Raw genomic sequence first — 18275 nt, 5'->3', positions numbered from 1 at the left:
TTCTTCCGTCGGGCGCGGGTTGAGCGGCGGGGTTGCTGGCGTGCTCTGGTCGGCGGTTTGTGGGGGACAGAGGATGAGGGCTGGAGGCGGACGGATACGAGTCCTGCGGCCAGGAGGCCGTTGTCGCTGGTGTTGTGGATGTGGCGGCCCAGTTCGACGGGTTCACCTGCATGGGGAGGAATGTCCGTGGGCGGTCAGGCGTGCTCGCCTCCGAATCGACAGACCCCTACGTGGGAGGGTGGCCGCGGAATCCGGACCGCAGACCGCATCCTCCGCTGCCGGGGACGCCCGTACTGAGAGGTGATCCGCATGCGGCAGGATTGGTGTCAACATCCCGGCATTCAGGGCGGGTTGGCGCGTGGGAGGAGCAGTTGGTGGGAGTGCGGGAGGATGCCCGGTCTGGTGGGATCGATCTGACGCCTTGGGGCAAGTTCGACCGCGGACTGAGGGCGGTGTATCCGCTGCTGTTCCATCTGCTGGATGTCGCGGCGCTCGCGGGTGTGGTCTGGGATCGGTATCTGACGCGCGGCCAGCGCCGGCTGATCGCCGCCGGACTGGGGCTCTCTCTTGCCGAGGCGCGCTGCCTGGTGATGTTCATTGCCGGCCTGCATGACCTGGGCAAGCTGTCCGCGTTCCAGGAGCAGGAGGCGCATCCCTGGGCCCGGGTCAGCGACACCCTGCGCGCGGACACCCATAACTGGCGGCGCATGCCGCACGAGCGGGCATCCATGCACAGTGCTCTGCACCTGCTGGCTGAGGCAGGCTATCCGACGGACACTTCCGACAGCGCCGGGGTGCTGGTCGCGCAGATCCTGGGTGGCCACCACGGCCGGTTCCTGCAGGTCGACATCGATGGCGCGGCCAAGGCATCCCGGGTCAACCTCACGCTGGGCGGGCCGGCCTGGCAGGATCTGCGCCGCCGCTACTTCGCTCTGCTGCGCCATCTGACCGGAGCCGTCGCGGTGCCGGCGGACGTGTCGGTGCCGGCGGCCGTGCTGATCACCGGAGTCGGTGTTATTGCGGACCGGCTGGCCAGCCAGCGCCACTGCTGGCTGCCCAAGGCCCAGGCGCCTGCCTTCGGCGCCGCCGAGCACTACGCACAGGCCGTCCGGGACGCCCCCGCCTTGTTCGAGCAGTCCGGTCTGCCCCGTATCACCCTGCCGTATGCCCCCTTCAGGCGCGCGCACGGCGGCCTGGAGGCCCCGAACGCTCTGCAATCCTCGGTGATGGAGCAACTCGCCCTGGCAGTGGGGGAGAAGGGCCCCGGGATCGTGGTGGTCACCGATGCCACCGGCGGCGGCAAGAGCGTCACTGCCCTGGAAGCCGCACGGATCTTCAACGCATCCGGTGACACGGCGGGCATTCTGTGGCTGCTGCCGACCACGGCCACCACCGACGCCGCCTACGACGTCCTCGAGGCTTACGTGGCCGCCCACAGGCCCGAGCATGCCCCGGTCTCCGTGGTCCACAGTCACAGCTACCTCAACACCGCCTACACCGACCACCGCCTTGCCGCTCACGAGCCGTCGACCAGCGACGCCTTCTGGCCCGACGAAGGCGACGACGGCCTGCCGACGGGGGAGCGGCCGGAGGAGAGGGTGACGGTGCCCGACGGCTGGCTGCGCGGTTGGGACAGAGCCCTGCTGGCCCAGTTCACCGTCGCCACCCACGACCAGGCCCTCATGGCCGTGCTGCCCGTCCGTTTCAGCGCGCTGCGCATGCTGGCCCTGTCCGGACGGACCGTCATTGTCGACGAAGTCCATGCCTTGCCCCCGTTCATGGGGCTGATGCTGGGACGGCTGCTGCACTGGCTAGGCGCCTTGGGCTGCCCTGTGGTGCTGCTGTCGGCGACCCTGCCCAGGCACACGAGCAGCGAACTCATCCGGAGCTACCTCGACGGCGCCGGCCACCCGTACCCCGCAACAGCCCATCTGGACTGCCATCCCCCGTATCCCGGCTGGCTCTACGCCGCGGCCTCAGACGCCTCCCTCACCCGCATCGCCCCTGCCGCGGCCGCCGCCCACGCAGACCGGCACCGCCGCCACGCCGAGATCCGCCTTCACCCGGTGCGCCACCCGTCCTGCACCGACCCCGAAGACGCTCCAGTCCGGGAGACCCGCCTGCAGCGCATTGCCCAAGAGATCGCACCTGTCGCCGAATCCGGCGGCTGCGCGGCCGTCTACTGCGCCACTGTGGCCGACGCCCAGGCCACTCACGAACACCTGTCCGCCGCCCTGGACTGGCCGGACGGCGGACCCGACGGCCAACTGCTCCTGCTGCACGCCCGCTTCCCCGGCCACGAGGGCGAAGCCCTCACCCGCCACGTCCGCACCGCCCTCTCCCGCAGCGGCCGGCGCCCGAAACGTCTGGTGATCGTCACCACCAGCCTGCTGGACATGAGCCTCGACATCGACGTCGACGTCATGGTCAGCGACCTGGCCGCCGTGCACACCCTCCTGCAACGCCTGGGCCGCCTATGGCGCTTCGACCACATCGTGCGGCCCGCCTGGATACGCCGTCATGGCCGCCCCCGCCTGAGTGTCCTTCAGCCCACCGACCACCAAGGCCGCACCCTCCTGCCGCCCGCCTGGCGCGTCCTGGACTCCCCGTTCCTGCCCCTCGCCACCGCCGACCGCCTCGCACACCGGCACGACGGGCCGCTCACCCTGCCCGACGACGTGCAGCACCTCGTGCAGAGCGTGCACGGCGACGCCGAAGACCTCGCCGCCACCCACCCCGCCCTGCACCGCAATCACACCCTCCACCGGGCCCGCCAGCGCACCGAAGAACACCACAGCGCGCTGCACCTCGTGCCCACCTGGCACGACACACTCTCGCTGTCCGACCTGCACCGCCAGAACCTGCACGCCAGCCAGGCCGCCACCCGGCTGGGCGTCATGCCCCGCCGCCTCCTGCCCGTCTACCGGACCTCCAGCGGCCGCCTCACCCTGGACGCGGCCGGCACCCAGCCGCTGCCCCAGCAACGCAAACCGACCACCGCGCAGACCCGCACGATCCTCCAGCACACCCTGCCGGTGCCCGCCGCCTGGGTCGCCGATCGCAGCCGGCGCACCCAGGTCCCCGCCTCCTGGCGTACGCACGCGCTCCTCGCCGACCTCGTCCTGCTGCCGCAGGACGCCCAAGACCCCGCACAGCCGGTGCGTTTCGGGCACCACAGCCTGCGCCTCGACGCCACCTTGGGGCTGGTCCACACCCAGGCCTGAGCCGCCGCCCTTTCCTGAGCCCTCCAACGCGCTGGGGCTGCTGACCGCGAACTGCGCCGGGCTGTGCGAGGACCGGGAGAGCGCCGCCCGCCCCGGCGTTGACCGCTGCGCGGTTTCTGCCTGCCACGCCGACAGCCGCCCGGGCAGGCCCGGACACCCTGGAAACAGCGGCGCATTGCACCCCCGTGCCCCTGAGGCGGTACAGGCGCGCCGTCGGGCGGCAGCGAAAAAATGGGGGATGCCGGGCGGAGCCGTGAATAGAACCACCCCGGTTCCGAGAAATGACTCTTGGTCAAAAAAAGTAAACCGACCGGTAATTGCGAAGTTAACCATGTGGTTCGGGAGCTGCCGCGCTGTGGCTAATATAGAACCGCGAAGTCGGACTACTGTTCGAGTCCGGTGCCTCGCGCCTGCTGTGCTGCGGACACCGCACCCCTGGTGACCGCGTGCGGCACCCTGCTGCCCGTCGGCGTTGGCCTGACCTGGCCCACGACCGCGCGGCGCGCCTCCATTTCCTGGTCCTCCGCATACATCTGCGGCATCGCGACCTGGGCGGGCCCTGAATTGGCAGGCAGTCCCCTTTCCAGAAAACGCCTCATACTTCACACCCGGCAATGGAGCCCGTGTGCCTGCCCCGCATTACGCGACCGACCGAGAGCCCTGCATTCCCGTCCTGTTCCTGAACGAGCGTCAGGAATACCTGGGATGGCGGGATGTGCTGCTGCACGCCCACCTCATCCAGGACCTGGCGCTGCCCCTGCCGCCGGCGGCATCCGCCGCCCTGCGTCTGCTCGTTGCGATGGCTGCACGGGTGAGTGGCCTGGACGCGCAGGCAGATGGACGCATGACCGCACGGCAATGGGCACAACGCCGCCGTGACCTGCTCAAGAACCCCGAGGGATTCGACCCGGGCACCGTCCACGACTACTTCGACCGCTACATCTGGGACCTGTTCCACCCGCAGCGGCCGTTCCTGCAGGACCCGCGGCTGGCCGCACAGTGCGAAAAACGGGCCGGCATCAACAAGCTGGTCTTCGGCCGCCCCGAGGGCAACAACCTTTCCTGGCTCAGCCCGCACACCGACACCCACCCCCAGCCCGTGCCCAGCGACCAGGCCCTGTGGCACCTGCTCATCCACCACTACTACGGCGCGGCCGGCCAATGCTCCGTGCGCACCGTGAGCGGCCGCTCCCTCGGACGGGCCAAGGCCGGACCGCTGCGCTCCACGCTCTCCTTCCACCCCCTGGGCCGCACCCTGTACGAAACGCTCCTGGCCGGCATGCCCAAGCCGTCCCGGCCGTGGCCGGACGCAGAGGACCGCTGCCCATGGGAGGAGCCACTCCCCGCCCCGGACCCGGACGACAGCCCGGACCCGGACGACGGCCCGGACCCCGATGCCGCACCGCCACCGGTGTCCTCCCCGGGCCGACTTCTGACCGGCCGCTCCCGGCACGCCGCCCTCCTCATCCCCTCCGCCGACGGCCGGCAGGTGACCGACGCCTACCTGACCTGGGCCACCCAGAAAAAGCTCCCCGCCCTCGACCCGTACCTCATCCACCACGTCCATCCCGACCAGCACGTCACCAAGCGCCACAAGCCGCGTCCTGCCGATGCCGACCGGGCGCTGTGGCGAGACCTGGACGCCCTGCTGCTGGCGGGCGATGAGGACGACCGCAAAGGAAAGACAGGCAAAGGCGGCAAGAACTACACCGTCCAGCGTCCCGACGCCTTCACCACCCTCAACGACCTGCCCCCGGACCTGCGGGCCGACCTGCGGGTGAGGGTCTACGGCTTCGACCAGGACGACAAGACCGTCAACCGCACCTGGTACACGGCCCTGACCCCGCCGATCTGGCTCTGGACGCAGGAGCACGACCCGGCCGCGGCCGAGCGCATCGCCGAATGCCGCAAGGCCGCCGAGGAGATCGGCGAGCACCTCGACACCGCCTCCAAAGCCGCCTGGAGCCACGTCACTTCCCCGGTCGGCGACAGAACCGGGCGGCCGCCGAAGCGCCTGCCGCCGTGGACCCGCAGCGCCCGCACTCTGTACTGGCCCCGCGCCGAGAACACCTTCTGGGCCCTTCTCGACGACTCCACCCACCCTCCACACGCGGCGTTCGCCGCCGACGCCATCCACGCGCTCCGCACCGCTACCCGCCCGGCCATCGCTCAGCACTTCCGCGCCGCCGAAGCCATCGCCCTAGCCGTAGACCAACTGCGCCGCCACCGTCACTGACCCCCGGCTTCGACCCGCCGCCACCCACCAAGGCCACCGCACCCATGCCCTTCACCACCGCGCAACGCCGCGCCCACTACGACGACTTCGTCCATCAGGTCATCACCCTGTGCGCGGTCAACAGCATCCGCGCCGACCTCAGATCAGGACTCGGACGCCCGGTGGCCGAGTGCTCCCGGATGCCCGAGCACCTCACACGGCACATCGCCGGCTTCGGAGCACGCCGCGCCCACTACACCGTGGCCGGCCTCATCGCCCGCGACCGCGACCTACCGCACGAAAGCAGCCCCTACCAGCCAGAGCTGGTCACCCCCGGCACCGACCACACCGCCCGCCCTGCACCCGCACCGGACCTCAACGACGCCGCACCCGCGCCGGGCCCGGCCCCCGCACCACCGCCCGGCACTACCGCCCGGCCCTGGCGCAGCCGCCCCGACCTCGGCACCCACCTCGCCATCGCCGTGGCCCGGTACGGCTTCAAGGAAGCCACCATGACCAACCGCATCAAAACCCTCACCCAACTCGACACCGAGTTGCTGCACCCCCGGCTGTGGTCGCTCACCAGCCACCTCCACAGCCGCGGCATCGCCCGCATCGACTTCGCTGTCCTCCTCGAAGACCTGGCCTGGTGGGACCACGACCAGCTGGAGACGGCCGCCCGCTGGCGCGAGAACTACTTCCTCACCCTGCACACCCTGTCCGCCAAGGAGCACTGACATGGCCGCCCACGCACCCGCCCGCTACGTCGACTTCCACGCGCTGCACCCCCTGCCCGCCTCCCTGGTGAACCGTGGAGAGGACGACCTGCCCAAAACACTGCAACTGGGCGGCGCAGTACGCGCCATGGTGTCCTCACAGTCCTGGAAGCGAGCCATCCGCATGCGGATCGAGGACGACCTCGACGAGCACGCCGCACGCACCCGGATGCTGCCCCTGCGCGTCGCCGACGCCCTCCGCGACGCCAACTGGCCAGAAGACCTGGCGGCCTTCGCCGGCACCCAGATCGTGCGCTCGGCCACCCGGGAAGGACTGAAGACCGAGGAAGGCCGAGGCATCACCTCGGTCACCCTCTACCTGCCGCGCTCCGTCCTCGACGACCTCACCGACCTGTGCACGGAACACCGCCAGCAGCTGGAAGAAGCCCTCGCCAAGGAGCTGGCGGACAAGGCACAGGAGACGGAAGCCGACGCCAAGGGCACCGCCCGCAGGAAAGCAAAAAAGGAGAAGACGGAGGCTGTCCTGCCCACGCGCACCGTCGCCACTCTCATCCGCCGGCGCACCGCCACCATCAACCTCTTCGGCCGCATGCTCGCCGAGGTACCCGGCGCCCAGGTCGACGGAGCCGTGCAGATGGCGCACGCCTTCTCCGTCCACCAAAGCAGCCAGCAGCCCGACTACTTCACCGCCGTCGAGGACTGGTCACTGCCCCACGAGAGCGGCAGCGCACACCTGCAGACCAGCTTCTTCACCACCGGCCTGCTCTACCGCTACGCCACCGTCAACCTCACCGAACTGACCCGCAACCTGGGCGGCGACCACGACCAGGCCCTGCACCTGCTGGAGCTGTTCGCCGAAGCCTTCATCGACACCATGCCCGGCGCGAAGAAGACGGCCACAGCCCCGCACACCTACCCCTGCCTGGTGCACTACGCAGTACGCGACCGCCGCCCCGTCTCCCTCGCCGCCGCCTTCGAACAGCCCGTCAAAAGCGCCCCCGGCGGCGGCTACATCACGCCCGCCATCAAGACCCTGTCCCACCACGCCGGCGCCCTGAACCGGCTGCTGGGCACCCGCCGCCTGGTCGGCTCCGGCTATGCCACAGCACACGACGCACCCCTCGACCACCTCGGCACCGTGCACGCCGGCTTCGACGACCTCACCGTCGTCCTCACCCAGACCGCCGCCCAACCCTCCCCGGCCCGGGTGGCCGCATGAACGGCTTCCTGCTGCGCCTGGCCGCCCCGCTGATGTCCTTCGGAGAACACGCCGCCTTCCAGTACCGCGACACCCACCCCTTTCCCACCCGCTCCGCCCTCATCGGCCTGTTCGCCGCCGCCGACGGACGCCCGCGAGAAGAAGCCCTCACCCCCGCTCCGGACACCCACAAGATCCCCCACACGGACCTGGAATTCACCGTCCGCATCGACCGGCCCGGCCTGCGCCACACCGACTACCACACCGTCGGCGGCGGCCGTCCCCACAAACAAGGCCTGCGCACCAGCGCCGGCGGCTACCGCTCTCAGACCAAGTCCACCCTCATCAGCAGGCGTGTCTACCTCGCCGACGCCGTCTTCACCCTCGCCGTCCAAGGCCCCGACCCGCTCCTGGAACACCTCATCCAACGGCTCGAACAGCCGGCCTTCGGCCCCTACCTGGGCCGGCGCGCCTGCATCCCCGACGAACCCCTCGTCCTGCGCGGCCCGCACCCCGACCCCGTCGGCGAACTCCGCCACCACATTCCGCTCAGCCTGGCCGCCCCACCGCATCCCGGACAGGCCACCGTCCCGGTGGACTTCATCTGGGAACGACAGCCCGACCACGTGCCCGCCGCCCCCTCCCACCGTGAAGTCGCCGACGTACCCATCGACTTCACCCCCACCCGGCGCTTCCACGCCACCCGCCACATCTGGCGCACCACCGAACCCCTGCAGGCCGCCCTGTACACCCCACCGCCCGCTCTCACCGCGCTGACCGCCTACATCGACCAGGACACCCCCCTGTGACCAGCACACCCGAGACGCTCACCACCACGGCGACACTGACCCGGATCCGCCTCAACCGCCGCAGCAGAGCCGTCCGCCGCGACCTGACCGACACCGCCCACCTGCACAAGACCGTGATGCTCCTGGCCCCCGACGGCCTCGGCGAAAACCCCCGGCACAAAGCCGGTCTGCTCTTCCGCCTGGAAGACACCACCGACGACACCCCGCCCACCCTGCTCATCCAGTCCCACCAGCCGCCCGACCTCACCCGCCTGCCCCAGGACTACGGCAGCGCTGAAACCCGCGCCCTGCACCCCATGTTCCAGTCTCTGACCCCCGGCCGGCCGGTGCGCTACCGCATCACCGCCAATGCCAGCGCCACCCGCCGAGTCCTCGACGACCGCCACCCCGTCAACCACAAACACGGACAGAAAACCGTCGCCCTTTACGGCGACGACGCCCTCGCCTGGTGGCAGCGCCGCGCCCACCAGGCCGGCCTGACCGTGACCACCACCGACACCACCCCCGCCCGCTTCCGCCGCCCCTACAAGCACCCGCACCCCTCTGCCGAGCCCGGCGGAGCCGGCCGCGCTCCCGGCCCCCTGCACGTGCTGACTCGCTTCGACGGCCTGGCCACCGTCACCGACCCCGACCAGCTGCGCCACGCGCTGCTCACCGGCATCGGGCGCGGCAAACCCTACGGCGCCGGCCTGCTGTCCCTCGCCCCCGCCTGACCCACCCCGCCTCAGCACCCCGCCAGAAGGACGCGCCTTTCGTGCCCGCCACGCCCTCGCCCGACGGCCCCTACGACACCACCGCCCTACGCGCCGCCGCAGTCCGCCGCCTGCTGCGTCTGCGGGACACCGAGCGCCTGACCCACCGCGAGGTGCGCACCGTCGCCGACGCCTTCACCGTCCACTGGCGCACCGTGCGCCGCTGGATGGACAACGCCGACACCCACAACGGCACCTACACCCCTGAGGGCCGCCCCCGCTTCACCCTCACCCCCGCCATGCACGACGCACTGGCCCGCTGGCACGGCAACGTGAGCGGCGCCCACCGCGAACTCACCAACGACGGCCTGCTCGGCACCCCGCCCAAGCCCTCGCTGGCCACCTTCCACCGTGCAGTCCGCCGCGAACTCAGCCCCGGCCAGCTCGCCGCGCTGGAAGGAGGAGAAACCGCACGCCGCAGCCACGACGTCCACCGCCTGCGCCCGCACGGCAACCGCAACGACGTCTGGGAGACCGACCACGTCGAAGCCAGCGTCTGGGTCAACATCGACGGCCAGCGCAGAAAACCATGGATCACCTGGTTCATCGACCACGCCACCACCGTCATCTGCGGCCTGGCCATCACCCCGCACACCCCCAGCCGGGACGCCATCCTCGCCGCCGCCCGCGACGCCATCCTGTGCGGAGACCACCACCGGCCCCACGGCGGCATCCCCCGCAAGATCCGGGTCGACCGCGGCCGCGACTTCCTCAGCAAGGGCGTCGACGAGGCAGTCAAGAAGTTCGGCACCGAACTGATCGTCCTGCCGCCCTACAGCCCTCACCTCAAAGGCACCGTCGAATCACTCAACGCCGCCGTCAAGCACACGCTCTTCAAAGGCCTGCCCGGCTACGCCCACACTCCCCAAAGCCGCCGCGACAAACGAGGGCGCCCCCTGTGGAGTCTCGAAGGCCTCCTCGACTACGAAACCTTCGTCACGCTCGTCCTCAACTGGGTGCACTGGTGGAACAACGACCACACCATCGCCCGCCTTAAACGGCGCACACCCGCCCAGGCCTGGGCAGCCGACCCGACCCCCATCGAAACCCTCGACCCCGCCGACCTGCACGCCTACACCCTGGAACACGCCGCCGCCCCCCTGAAAATCACCAGCAAAGGCGTCCGCTGGAAAGACGCCTACTACATCGGCGACTGGATGCACGGTCACGGCAGCGCAGGCGAAACGGTCCGCCTGCGCCACGAACCCCACCACTACCACCGCGTAGAGCTCTACGACGCCGACACCCTCACCTACCGCGGACCCGCCTACCGCAGCGATGAGATGACCCCTCAGGAAGCCCGGCAACTGGAAAAGGCCCAGCGCCGCGAAGCTGATCACTACGCAGCAAAAGCCACAAAAGCGCGCAAGAGTGCCAACACCCGCTACGCCGCCACCTCCACCCCCGGCCCGCCCCAGCGGCTCAACCGCCCGACCGCAGGACAAGCAGCCGCCGAACTGCGCCGACTGGAGACCCGAGACCGGGACGCCAGCACCGAAGCCCGCCCCGACCTCCTGCACCGCCCCCAGCCCACCTCCACCCGCTGGACCCAACCTCTGGACACCCCCCAACCGACCAGCTCCACCCCCTCCGAGCCCCCGGAACAGGCATGACCACCACCGCCGGCCCCAACCCCCCGGAATCCGAACCCAACTACCACTACCTGGGCCTGCAGGGCGCCCGCACGATCCTGACCCGAGCCAGCGAAGAGACCTACGCCAACCTCCTCACCACCCTGAAAGCCGACGGCGGCAACGGCGCCATCATGTGCGTCCACGGCGGCGTCGGCCTCGGCAAGACCTTCTCCGTCAACCTCCACCTCGACGAACTCGCCCCCCACACCACCCTCCGCATCAAACTCAGTTCCTCAAAGATCCAGGCCCTGCGCACTGCCCTCTACAGAAGGCTCGGCCTGCCGGGCGAGGCTCCCTCCGGCAGCACCCGCTGCGAATCCATGATCAAGGAAGCACTGACCGAGGTCCCCCGCGTCCTTGTCGTCGACGAAGCACAGTGGCTCGACACCCGCGCCTTCGAATTCATCCGCGAACTGTGGGACGACGAAGACACCCGCCTGGCCGTCGTCCTCATCGGCGCTGAGAACTGCTACCAGAAGATCAAGAACCGGCCCGCGCTGGACTCACGCATCCTCGTCTGGCAACGATACAAACCCCTCACCCCGGCCGAAGTCCTCACCGTCATCCCCCAGTACCACCCCCGATGGTCGGGCGTCCCCGCTGACGACCTGCTGTGGATCGACGACCTCGCCTGCCACGGTAACTTCCGCCAATGGGCCAAGATCACCTACCTGCTCAACGAAGCCGACGGCAACCAGCCTCCCGCCGGCAGGGGTGCACCCACCCCGCCAGAGGAGCCAGGCACCAGCCCCGCACTCCCGCCCCCAGCCGCCCCCGCCTTCAGCCGCGATCTTGTACGCGCCGTCCTCAGCAGGATCGACCCCACCCAACGGCACACCGACTGAGACCCGGGGGCCAGAGCCGTGCCAGAGGACCTCTGCCCGATCAGACGGGCGGTCGGGGGAGGGCGAACTGAGGGAGCGCTGCTGCCAGGCAGGTGAGAGGCATGCAGGCGCGTCCGGCTGAGCTGCCCGATGCCGCGAGACAGCTCCCAGCACCCCTTGGCCGACGGAGCAAGGATGAGGACGCGTCCTCCACCATGCGTCCCGGCGGATCCCCGATGCGGGCAAGCCGTCGGACACGGACAAAGAGCCTGGCCTGCTGCCTCACCCATCCCGGACCGTGCTCGTTTCGCCTCCTCATCCGGGGGCATCCGGCCGTCATGGACACCACAGGGGACATCGGTGAAGAAGTGATCGACACTCAAGGCGATGAGCATCACGTCGTCCTCAGTGCTGACGCCAATGGTGACGGGAAGCCCGACGTGTGGATGATCGACACCACCGGTGACGGCAAGGCCGATCTCTACCAGTTCGACACCACTGGTGACGGCCGGGTTGACGTCACCATCGCCGAACAGGATGAAGAGCCCGGGATCGACCGCCTAGTGGTCGAAGGGGACGGCGGCCACCCGCAAGAAGCGTGACTCTCCAGAAGCTCTCCTTGGTTGCCGTGCCATGCCACAGAGTTAGGGCTTGCACGGCACCAAGGAGAGCCCGTAGGGGGCCGTCGAAGGAACACTGTTCAATTGAGGGACGGGAGACGGCGGACTGTTATCGGAAGCGGCTGCCTCATCACACTGGTGGGAGTAGTCGGCCTCTTCTCCTGACCCTCACCCCCAGTCGGCCCCGGGGACGGAACATCCTCCCGGACAAGGTGAGTGCTCAACCCGTGGAGGACTACCTCCTGCTGGCATGGCCCGCGCCCCAAACCGACACGGACGTCCTGCGCACCAGCGCCCCCATCGACCGCGCCCTCGCCCACGCGCAGGACATGCCTGGCGAACCACGCTCAGAGTCGGAGCCGACGGTGACTGGGTCTTGGTCGGCGGAGCGGAAGATCACCGAGTTGAGGATACGTACATGCGTTGGTCGCTCTCGGCCGCGCGTTGCCCGATGCATGCCAGGATCCGTACGGGCGGCCTAGGTGCGCGAGTTCACCGGTGAGCCGCAGGTACAGAGTGCGGATCACCCCCCGCTTCATGTCCGATGTGCTTCTCTGCGCCTTCTTCGCATGGGCGACGGTCGAGAGATGCCCGATGATGCGCTGGCAGTGGGCGCGGGCACACTGACGGCATGAGCGTTTGTTCGTCTACCGAAGCCCATGCGTCCCACATCTCCTCTGTTGGGTGGAGTCGATGGGCGGGCCTTTGATCGTCATCCCCGTCTCTGCGGTGGATGCGTGGCGGGGGTGTACGGAGACCGGGGTCATGGCGGGAGACGCCCACCGCTCCAGATGACTACGACCGGGCTTGCGCGGTGGACGATCTGGCCGGTGTGATCACCGTCGGCGAGAACGGTGCGCAGGCATTGGTGCTGGCGGACGAGCCGGCCAGCAGCTGTCATCTACCTGAGCATCGGGCCTTCCTGCGGTGGCTTGCCGCCGACTCCGAGGCCGAGCGGAAGGCGGTGGCCAGGTCTGTCCTCGCAGCCCCCGTCACCGAGTGGGAGGAGTGCGGTACGTGGTCGTCGGACGGTCCAGCCACACTCATGGACTCGGCCGATGCAGGCTCCGAGCTGGGCATCGAGTATCCCGGTGGCGGGTTGCCCGGCCAGGCATCGGGTTCGCTGCCTGCCGGCCGCTGGAGGGTCCGAGCCACCCATAACCAAGGCGGGCGAAGAGAACTGGGTCGGCCTGGTCCAGTTCCTGCCCATCGAATCGTGAAGAGTCAGTTGCTTCGGCTGAATGCGGTCACGTGCTGCGCGCAAGGTTGTGCAGATGGGCGATGCCGACCACCGCGTGGTGGACACCTTCGTTTTTCAACCGGCAGTCGCGGAGGATCTTCCAGGTCTTCATCCGCGTGAAGGCATGCTCGATGCGGGCGTGGAGTGCGGTCCCGTGCAACGTGCGAAGGAGACACGGGACCGCCACCGCGGCCGGTCTGAGCCGGGCATGGGGGACCGTACGGCATCCACCCGCAGATGCACGCCCGGCACTCCGCGCGGGCTGCCGCCGGACCGTACGTCGCGGTCCCACTCCACAGCCACAACTGTCCCCTGACGGGCCGGATGACGCTGCGGGGCGTTGGTCCCACCCGGCACTGACAACCACCGGGCAGGTGGTGACGGCCAGGCCGTATTGGTCCGGTTTCGGCAGCGTTCTGCATGAACATGCCTGCATGGCAGACTGCCGAGACGGTGAGTGACGGGGGCAGTCGGTGAGCAAGAAGTATGTGCGGAGAATGCTGCGGCAGATGGAGAGCGGGGAGCCGGTACAGCTCACCATCGCCATGATGACGATGAAGGGTCTCGCCCGACTCGCTTTCCTTGCCGAGGAGTTCGGGTACGCGTACGCGGACGTGCAGATGACCGGCGACAACAAGGTCGTGCTGAGCGTGGTGCCCGACTCCAGTCCGCAGGCCCGGGAGCGTGCCGCGAAGAACCGGCAGCGATACCCGGACGCGTACGACGGCCTCTCGCTGCCGCCCGTCGTGCCCGATGCGGTCGAACTCCTCAGGGCCCGCATGGTGTTCGACCTCGACCGTCAGTCCACCGAGAAGCAGCGGTTGACGATCGCGGGGCTGGCCATCACCGCGGTCGTCTGGGTCAACGGCTACAGGTTCGCGGACAGTACCGTCGGCGTCGTCATCGCCGTGAGCGTGTGGGCCGGCCTCATGGCCCTGCTGCCCGCCGGGATCGCTGTCCGCCGGCACTACGACGCCAGGTCCGCCGCCCAGCTGGATGCCGCGGGCTTCACGATGGTGACCGACGGGAGCGGGCGGCTGCGGTACATGCCGCCGGGCGGGCCGCTTCCCGGGCACGGCAGTCCGTTCGCTGGAGGAGCGTAGATGCCATCTCGCATCGGGCGAACGCGCCGACCTCCAAAATCGGTGCTGCGCACGGCGGACGTGATCGCCGCCGACGGCTGGGAGGTCGACCTGCCGCTGTGGGCGGACGCCGCCAAGTGCGGCCCCTGCCACCCGGGCAGCGACTCGCACTGACCCGCCCTAGTGGGCCCTGTGGCACACCCTCGGGTGAGATTTCGGCTTAACCTGCCCGCCAGCCGGTGGCGCCCGCCAGGATGGGCCCGGTGACCCGCACCGCAGACCTCTGGCATCACTACGGCCGCACCCGGCACGCCACCGACCGTGCCGTGTCCGGCGGCTTCCACTGGAACTGGGGCCAGGACAGCGGGCCCGGAGCGGAACTCCTCGGCGACGTCACAGGCCAGTGCGTAGGAGATCTCGGCGCCGTCGACTTCACCGAGCCGCGCGAACTGCTGCCCGCCGCGGCAACAGCGCTGCGCCCAGGTGGGCGACTGGTGTTCTCCACCCTCGCCCATCACCTCGGCGGCGCGCCCGCGCACCCCGACATTCAGCACACCGAGATCGGTGCGAAGACGCCGAACAGCGTGGCAGCCCTCATGCACCGCTGGGTACTCCAGGAACATGCGTGGACCAAACTCCTCGACGAGGCCGGGTTCACCCGAATCAGTACCCAGGTGCTGCCCGGCGGACCCGGGCCGCGCGCCGCCGACACACTCCTGGTGACGGCGTTCCGCACAGGTGATCAGCGGTATCCATCTGCGTGACAAGAGTAACGAAAGCCCGATTTCCAGAAATAGTGCCGTGTGGTCGACTGACTCCAGAATCTCCCGTTGCAGGGCAAGCGCTCTGCAACGGCCCACTCCTGGACTTACTGCTTGCTCACGGTGAATGCGGGCACAGGTGCGAGCGGGAGGTGTACCCGTGACCCGATCACCAGGAATGCAAGATCCGTCAGCCTGGACCCAGCCAGGGGCCCGCTGGGTCTCCTGGATGTGCTGGCCGATGCTGTGCTTGAGCATTGGCTTGACGGCATGGCGAATGGCCGAAGGCGCCACAGGCCAAGCCATTTACCCGGCTTGCATGGTCGTCGTCTTCGGCGGCCTGTTGATCCTCAACCGAGCAAACCGGAGGCGGGCAAGGCAGCCGTAACCCCAGCTGATGTCGTGCCGCACGCATGGCCCTGGTCCACGGTGGATGCCTGTTCCCTCAGGCGGTGGCCGGATCCTTCTGCTCTGCCGGGGTGTCGGCCGCAGGGATCTTGGACGTGGTGTAGAAGACGGAGTTGCCCTGCTTGGAGCGTTGCACCGATCCCTTGGCGACGAGTCCTTCCACCGTGACGCGCACGACCTTGGACTTGATGTCACGGTCGGGATGGGCCTGGGCGAGCGCGGTGGTGATCTCCGCGGCGGAGCGAGGTTCGGACTGCTGACCGAGTTGGCTGCGAATGAGCTCCACGAGGGTGGGCTGCTTCGTTGCGGCTGCGGCGGCGGGTGCCTTCGTGCCGTTCTTGGCTGCCGTTCCCGTCGGCTTCGCGGTAGCGGCCTTCCCCGGCTTGGCCTTCCTGGCTGAAGCCTGTCGCGGTACCGGGGTTCCAGCTGTGGCGTTCTCTTCGGGTTCCGTGCTGATTGTTGTCAGGTTTTCCACGCCCAGTGTCCGCTGCAGGTTTGCCAGCAACACCTGGTTGCTCTGCAGGGAGGCCAACTGCTCCTGAAGTGCGGCTACTTCGGTGCCGATACGTTCCTGCTCCTTGGTATTGCGTTCGAGATCTGCAGCAACCTGTGCGGCGTACTGTGCTTTGAGTTCCGTGGCCGTGGTTTCGATGTCGGGCATGACGGCGTCCTCTCGAAGGGGTGTTGTGTGCTGTTGGAGCCGGATCGTACTCGCTTCATTCAAGCCATGATCTGCACATGCTGTGCTCGGGCGGGTATGCGAGGCCCGCTCCCGGGCTGCATCAAGGGCAGTATCGGCCCCGTGCGAGGGGCTGGATGGCCCGCGTCGTGCACGGGTTGGGCGGGTCATGCAATTCACCCGGCTGGGAATCACCCGCTCGAGAACTGGCGGCTGGGCAGGCGCGTGCTGATCCGGCAGCGGCGGCCTGTTGCCCGCGGCGGGGGAGTTCCTGGGGGCGGATCGTGTCCGCTGACCGTGGCGGGGCTGTGCCTCGTTGGACGGATGGGGGTGCCGTGCGGCCCCCTCTTGAGGTGTTTCTTCAGCACAGGGGGACCGCACGGCACGGTGCGGCGTCGAGTGGCGCCTTGGCTTCTCATGGTGGGGTATCAGGGCTTGGGTGTGGGCAGAAGTGACCTTTCCCCACTCCCTGCGGTCACGACGCCCTCGCCTACGCCCGCTCCTGTGCCCAGCCCGCACCGTCACTTGATGAAAGTGCCCCGGACAGACAGCTGGTCCAACTCATTCCCTCGCAGATGACGGCACTGCGCCGGTTCGTACACCTCGCCGACCAGCTCCGGACACTGCCCGCTGACGGGCTGACCGAGGCAGTCCGGACGGCTTCGTGTGATCACAGGACCAAGCGATGGCGGCTGTATCTGACGCAGCAGCAGATCGAGTCGGTCGCCTACGGGCTCTGGCTGCACCGGATGGCCGGCTCCGCGGCGGAAGCCAACCGCTTCGGCCGCGAGTACGGCGTCGTTCACCACCCGCCCCCCAGGACGTCCTGCAGGCACTGCCGGCCATCCCGGACGCGATCTGACTTACCGCCCTGGCGGGTGAACAACGGCCGCGCGCCGGGCGGGTTGCTCAACGCCTCCGATACGAAGATCACGAACTGTCGAATCTTCGAAAGGCCCGCCTTGCCCCGGAACCTCCGGCCCGCTGCCGTCACACTCTCCGTACTGGCCGCGCTACTCATCCCCACCGCCACCGCGCAGGCCGCACCGGGCGCTAAAGGCGCTCCGGGGGACACCGTGACCCTCCCGGTCCGCGACGCCCTGAAGGCACTCACGATCCACGACGAGAGCCGCACCGGCTACGAGCGCAGCAAGTTCCGCCACTGGACCGACGCGGACCGCGACCGATGCAGCACCCGGCAAGAAGTCCTCCTCGAAGAAGCAGTCACCGCACCGGCCCAAGGTGTGAACTGCGCACTGACCGGCGGGTCCTGGTACTCCCCGTACGACGACAAGTACTTCACCGACGCCCGCGCCCTCGACATCGACCACCTCGTCCCGCTCGCCGAAGCCTGGGACTCCGGAGCCTCAACCTGGAGCGCCGCCGAACGGCAGGAGTACGCCAACGACCTGAGCGACAGCAGGGCGTTGATCGCCGTCTCCGCGGCCAGCAACCGCAGCAAAGCCGACCAGGACCCTGCGACCTGGCGGCCGCCCGCCGGAGGCTACCTCTGCCAGTACGTCACCGACTGGGTGGCGGACAAGACCAGGTGGCAACTCTCCATCGACCCCAGCGAGGAAGCCGCGCTCTCCGAGACCCTCAACCGCTGCCCCGCCGGACCCATCACGGTCACCCGCGCCCGGTGACGACCGCTGCTCAGGCCGAGATCGGACGGGGGAACGGCTAGTGCGCACGGCTGGATGACACATGTGCGGTCAGACGGGGCCTAGCTTCCGTCTGATCACCGTTCCGAACGAGGAGAAGAGCCCGCCGGCGCGTGAGCTGACGGGCTCTTACACAAGATCGAGCTAGCGGTGAGTGCCCGTTACGGTTGGCCCGGCGTGCCACCGCAGCAGGCGACGGTTTCGGTGTGGCCGGCGTTGGCGAGTGGTGCGACGGCGAGTACGGCCGTCAGTGCCACGAGCAGGCCGATTACGGTTTTGCGCATCACATCTCCTTGTAGAGAAGGGGAAACTTGATCCAGCCCGTGTGCTGGTGCAGGACACGGTGGAGGAAGCCGGCGACCGACTCCCCACCACGCACCTTCGGGACGGCCGCGGCGGACCCGGCACCCGGCCGCCGGGCATCACCC

The 18275-nt window shown here is 69.1% G+C and carries 16 protein-coding genes and 3 pseudogenes; 16 read left to right on the top strand and 3 right to left on the bottom strand.

All coding sequences use genetic code 11. The features are described 5' to 3' along the window. Positions 1–374: 374 nt before the first annotated feature. From ACIBLC_RS37020 to ACIBLC_RS36970, 11 genes and pseudogenes are all read left to right on the top strand, one after another. On the top strand, positions 375–3224 hold the full coding sequence (locus tag ACIBLC_RS37020; protein WP_399215834.1) for a CRISPR-associated endonuclease Cas3'': 2850 nt from the start codon (positions 375–377) through the stop codon (positions 3222–3224). A gap of 625 nt (positions 3225–3849) precedes the next feature. Then, complete coding sequence (gene casA / locus ACIBLC_RS37015; protein ID WP_399215833.1) at positions 3850–5460, top strand: type I-E CRISPR-associated protein Cse1/CasA; 1611 nt, start codon at positions 3850–3852, stop codon at positions 5458–5460. Between the two features lie 44 nt (positions 5461–5504). Next, a complete protein-coding gene (locus tag ACIBLC_RS37010; protein ID WP_399215832.1) occupies positions 5505–6176 on the top strand; it encodes a type I-E CRISPR-associated protein Cse2/CasB in 672 nt (223 codons plus the stop codon). A 1-nt stretch (position 6177) separates the two neighbouring features. Continuing rightward, complete coding sequence (cas7e, locus tag ACIBLC_RS37005; RefSeq protein ID WP_399215831.1) at positions 6178–7395, top strand: type I-E CRISPR-associated protein Cas7/Cse4/CasC; 1218 nt, start codon at positions 6178–6180, stop codon at positions 7393–7395. Then, positions 7392–8183, top strand: coding sequence for a type I-E CRISPR-associated protein Cas5/CasD (cas5e, locus tag ACIBLC_RS37000; RefSeq protein WP_399215830.1), 792 nt, complete (start codon positions 7392–7394; stop codon positions 8181–8183). The genes cas7e and cas5e overlap by 4 nt, the downstream gene beginning before the upstream one ends. Further along, the gene (cas6e, locus tag ACIBLC_RS36995) at positions 8180–8896 is read left to right on the top strand and encodes a type I-E CRISPR-associated protein Cas6/Cse3/CasE (protein ID WP_399215829.1); all 717 of its coding nucleotides are present in this window, start codon (positions 8180–8182) and stop codon (positions 8894–8896) included. Before cas5e ends, cas6e begins: the two co-directional genes overlap by 4 nt. Positions 8897–8937: 41 nt before the next feature. Further along, complete coding sequence (locus ACIBLC_RS36990) at positions 8938–10548, top strand: Mu transposase C-terminal domain-containing protein (RefSeq protein WP_399215828.1); 1611 nt, start codon at positions 8938–8940, stop codon at positions 10546–10548. Then, positions 10545–11414: an AAA family ATPase gene (locus ACIBLC_RS36985; RefSeq protein ID WP_399215826.1), complete on the top strand. Its 870-nt coding sequence runs from the start codon at positions 10545–10547 to the stop codon at positions 11412–11414. Before ACIBLC_RS36990 ends, ACIBLC_RS36985 begins: the two co-directional genes overlap by 4 nt. Before the next feature lie 317 nt (positions 11415–11731). Further along, the gene (locus ACIBLC_RS36980; RefSeq protein WP_399215825.1) at positions 11732–11995 is read left to right on the top strand and encodes a hypothetical protein; all 264 of its coding nucleotides are present in this window, start codon (positions 11732–11734) and stop codon (positions 11993–11995) included. Positions 11996–12706: 711 nt separating this feature from the next. Beyond that, entirely contained in the window at positions 12707–12808 is a 102-nt protein-coding gene (locus ACIBLC_RS36975) for a hypothetical protein (protein WP_399215824.1), read from the top strand. A 19-nt stretch (positions 12809–12827) separates the two neighbouring features. Beyond that, positions 12828–13121 (top strand): annotated as a pseudogene (locus ACIBLC_RS36970) (Imm21 family immunity protein); the annotation flags it as partial. A gap of 139 nt (positions 13122–13260) precedes the next feature. Here the strand turns inward: ACIBLC_RS36970 and ACIBLC_RS36965 are convergent. Next, a pseudogene (locus tag ACIBLC_RS36965) lies at positions 13261–13398 on the bottom strand (IS5/IS1182 family transposase); the annotation flags it as partial. 328 nt (positions 13399–13726) lie between these two features. On the opposite strand from ACIBLC_RS36965, the gene ACIBLC_RS36960 reads away from it, so the two are divergent. The 3 genes from ACIBLC_RS36960 to ACIBLC_RS36950 all read left to right on the top strand — a co-directional run bounded on the left by ACIBLC_RS36960 (position 13727) and on the right by ACIBLC_RS36950 (position 15099). After that, a complete protein-coding gene (locus ACIBLC_RS36960; protein WP_399215823.1) occupies positions 13727–14356 on the top strand; it encodes a hypothetical protein in 630 nt (209 codons plus the stop codon). Next, the gene (locus ACIBLC_RS36955; protein WP_399215822.1) at positions 14357–14509 is read left to right on the top strand and encodes a hypothetical protein; all 153 of its coding nucleotides are present in this window, start codon (positions 14357–14359) and stop codon (positions 14507–14509) included. It begins immediately after the preceding gene. Between the two features lie 80 nt (positions 14510–14589). Continuing rightward, positions 14590–15099 carry a hypothetical protein gene (locus ACIBLC_RS36950; protein ID WP_399215893.1) on the top strand — a complete coding sequence of 170 codons (510 nt, stop codon included), beginning with the start codon at positions 14590–14592 and terminating at the stop codon, positions 15097–15099. Positions 15100–15541: 442 nt separating this feature from the next. On the opposite strand, the gene ACIBLC_RS36945 is transcribed toward ACIBLC_RS36950, so the two are convergent. Next, positions 15542–16165, bottom strand: a complete 624-nt coding sequence (locus ACIBLC_RS36945) for a hypothetical protein (protein WP_399215821.1) — start codon at positions 16163–16165, stop codon at positions 15542–15544. Positions 16166–16758: 593 nt separating this feature from the next. Between ACIBLC_RS36945 and ACIBLC_RS36940 the strand changes: the two are divergent. Both ACIBLC_RS36940 and ACIBLC_RS36935 read left to right on the top strand, forming a co-directional pair. Then, positions 16759–16986 (top strand): annotated as a pseudogene (locus ACIBLC_RS36940) (DUF6417 family protein); the annotation flags it as partial. Positions 16987–17145: 159 nt separating this feature from the next. Beyond that, positions 17146–17829, top strand: a complete 684-nt coding sequence (locus ACIBLC_RS36935) for an HNH endonuclease family protein (RefSeq protein ID WP_399215892.1) — start codon at positions 17146–17148, stop codon at positions 17827–17829. 179 nt (positions 17830–18008) lie between these two features. Here ACIBLC_RS36935 and ACIBLC_RS36930 read toward each other — a convergent pair whose 3' ends face one another. Beyond that, positions 18009–18131 carry a hypothetical protein gene (locus ACIBLC_RS36930; protein ID WP_399215820.1) on the bottom strand — a complete coding sequence of 41 codons (123 nt, stop codon included), beginning with the start codon at positions 18129–18131 and terminating at the stop codon, positions 18009–18011. Positions 18132–18275: the final 144 nt, after the last annotated feature.

The organism is Streptomyces sp. NPDC050535, from assembly GCF_044457665.1.
Taxonomy (GTDB): domain Bacteria; phylum Actinomycetota; class Actinomycetes; order Streptomycetales; family Streptomycetaceae; genus Streptomyces.
The sequence above is the reverse complement of the archived record's forward strand: the minus strand, read 5'-3'. Positions and strand labels throughout refer to the sequence as shown.

Excerpts from the sequence above, each read along its gene's own strand:
- ACIBLC_RS37010 (WP_399215832.1), top strand. The coding sequence starts at position 5,505 with ATGCCCTTCACCACCGCGCAACGCCGCGCCCACTACGACGACTTCGTC.
- cas7e (WP_399215831.1), top strand. The coding sequence starts at position 6,178 with ATGGCCGCCCACGCACCCGCCCGCTACGTCGACTTCCACGCGCTGCAC.
- cas5e (WP_399215830.1), top strand. The coding sequence starts at position 7,392 with ATGAACGGCTTCCTGCTGCGCCTGGCCGCCCCGCTGATGTCCTTCGGA.
- ACIBLC_RS36985 (WP_399215826.1), top strand. The coding sequence starts at position 10,545 with ATGACCACCACCGCCGGCCCCAACCCCCCGGAATCCGAACCCAACTAC.
- ACIBLC_RS36980 (WP_399215825.1), top strand. The coding sequence starts at position 11,732 with ATGGACACCACAGGGGACATCGGTGAAGAAGTGATCGACACTCAAGGC.
- ACIBLC_RS36975 (WP_399215824.1), top strand. The coding sequence starts at position 12,707 with ATGGGCGGGCCTTTGATCGTCATCCCCGTCTCTGCGGTGGATGCGTGG.
- ACIBLC_RS36955 (WP_399215822.1), top strand. The coding sequence starts at position 14,357 with ATGCCATCTCGCATCGGGCGAACGCGCCGACCTCCAAAATCGGTGCTG.
- ACIBLC_RS36950 (WP_399215893.1), top strand. The coding sequence starts at position 14,590 with ATGGGCCCGGTGACCCGCACCGCAGACCTCTGGCATCACTACGGCCGC.
- ACIBLC_RS36945 (WP_399215821.1), bottom strand. The coding sequence starts at position 16,165 with ATGCCCGACATCGAAACCACGGCCACGGAACTCAAAGCACAGTACGCC.
- ACIBLC_RS36930 (WP_399215820.1), bottom strand. The coding sequence starts at position 18,131 with ATGCGCAAAACCGTAATCGGCCTGCTCGTGGCACTGACGGCCGTACTC.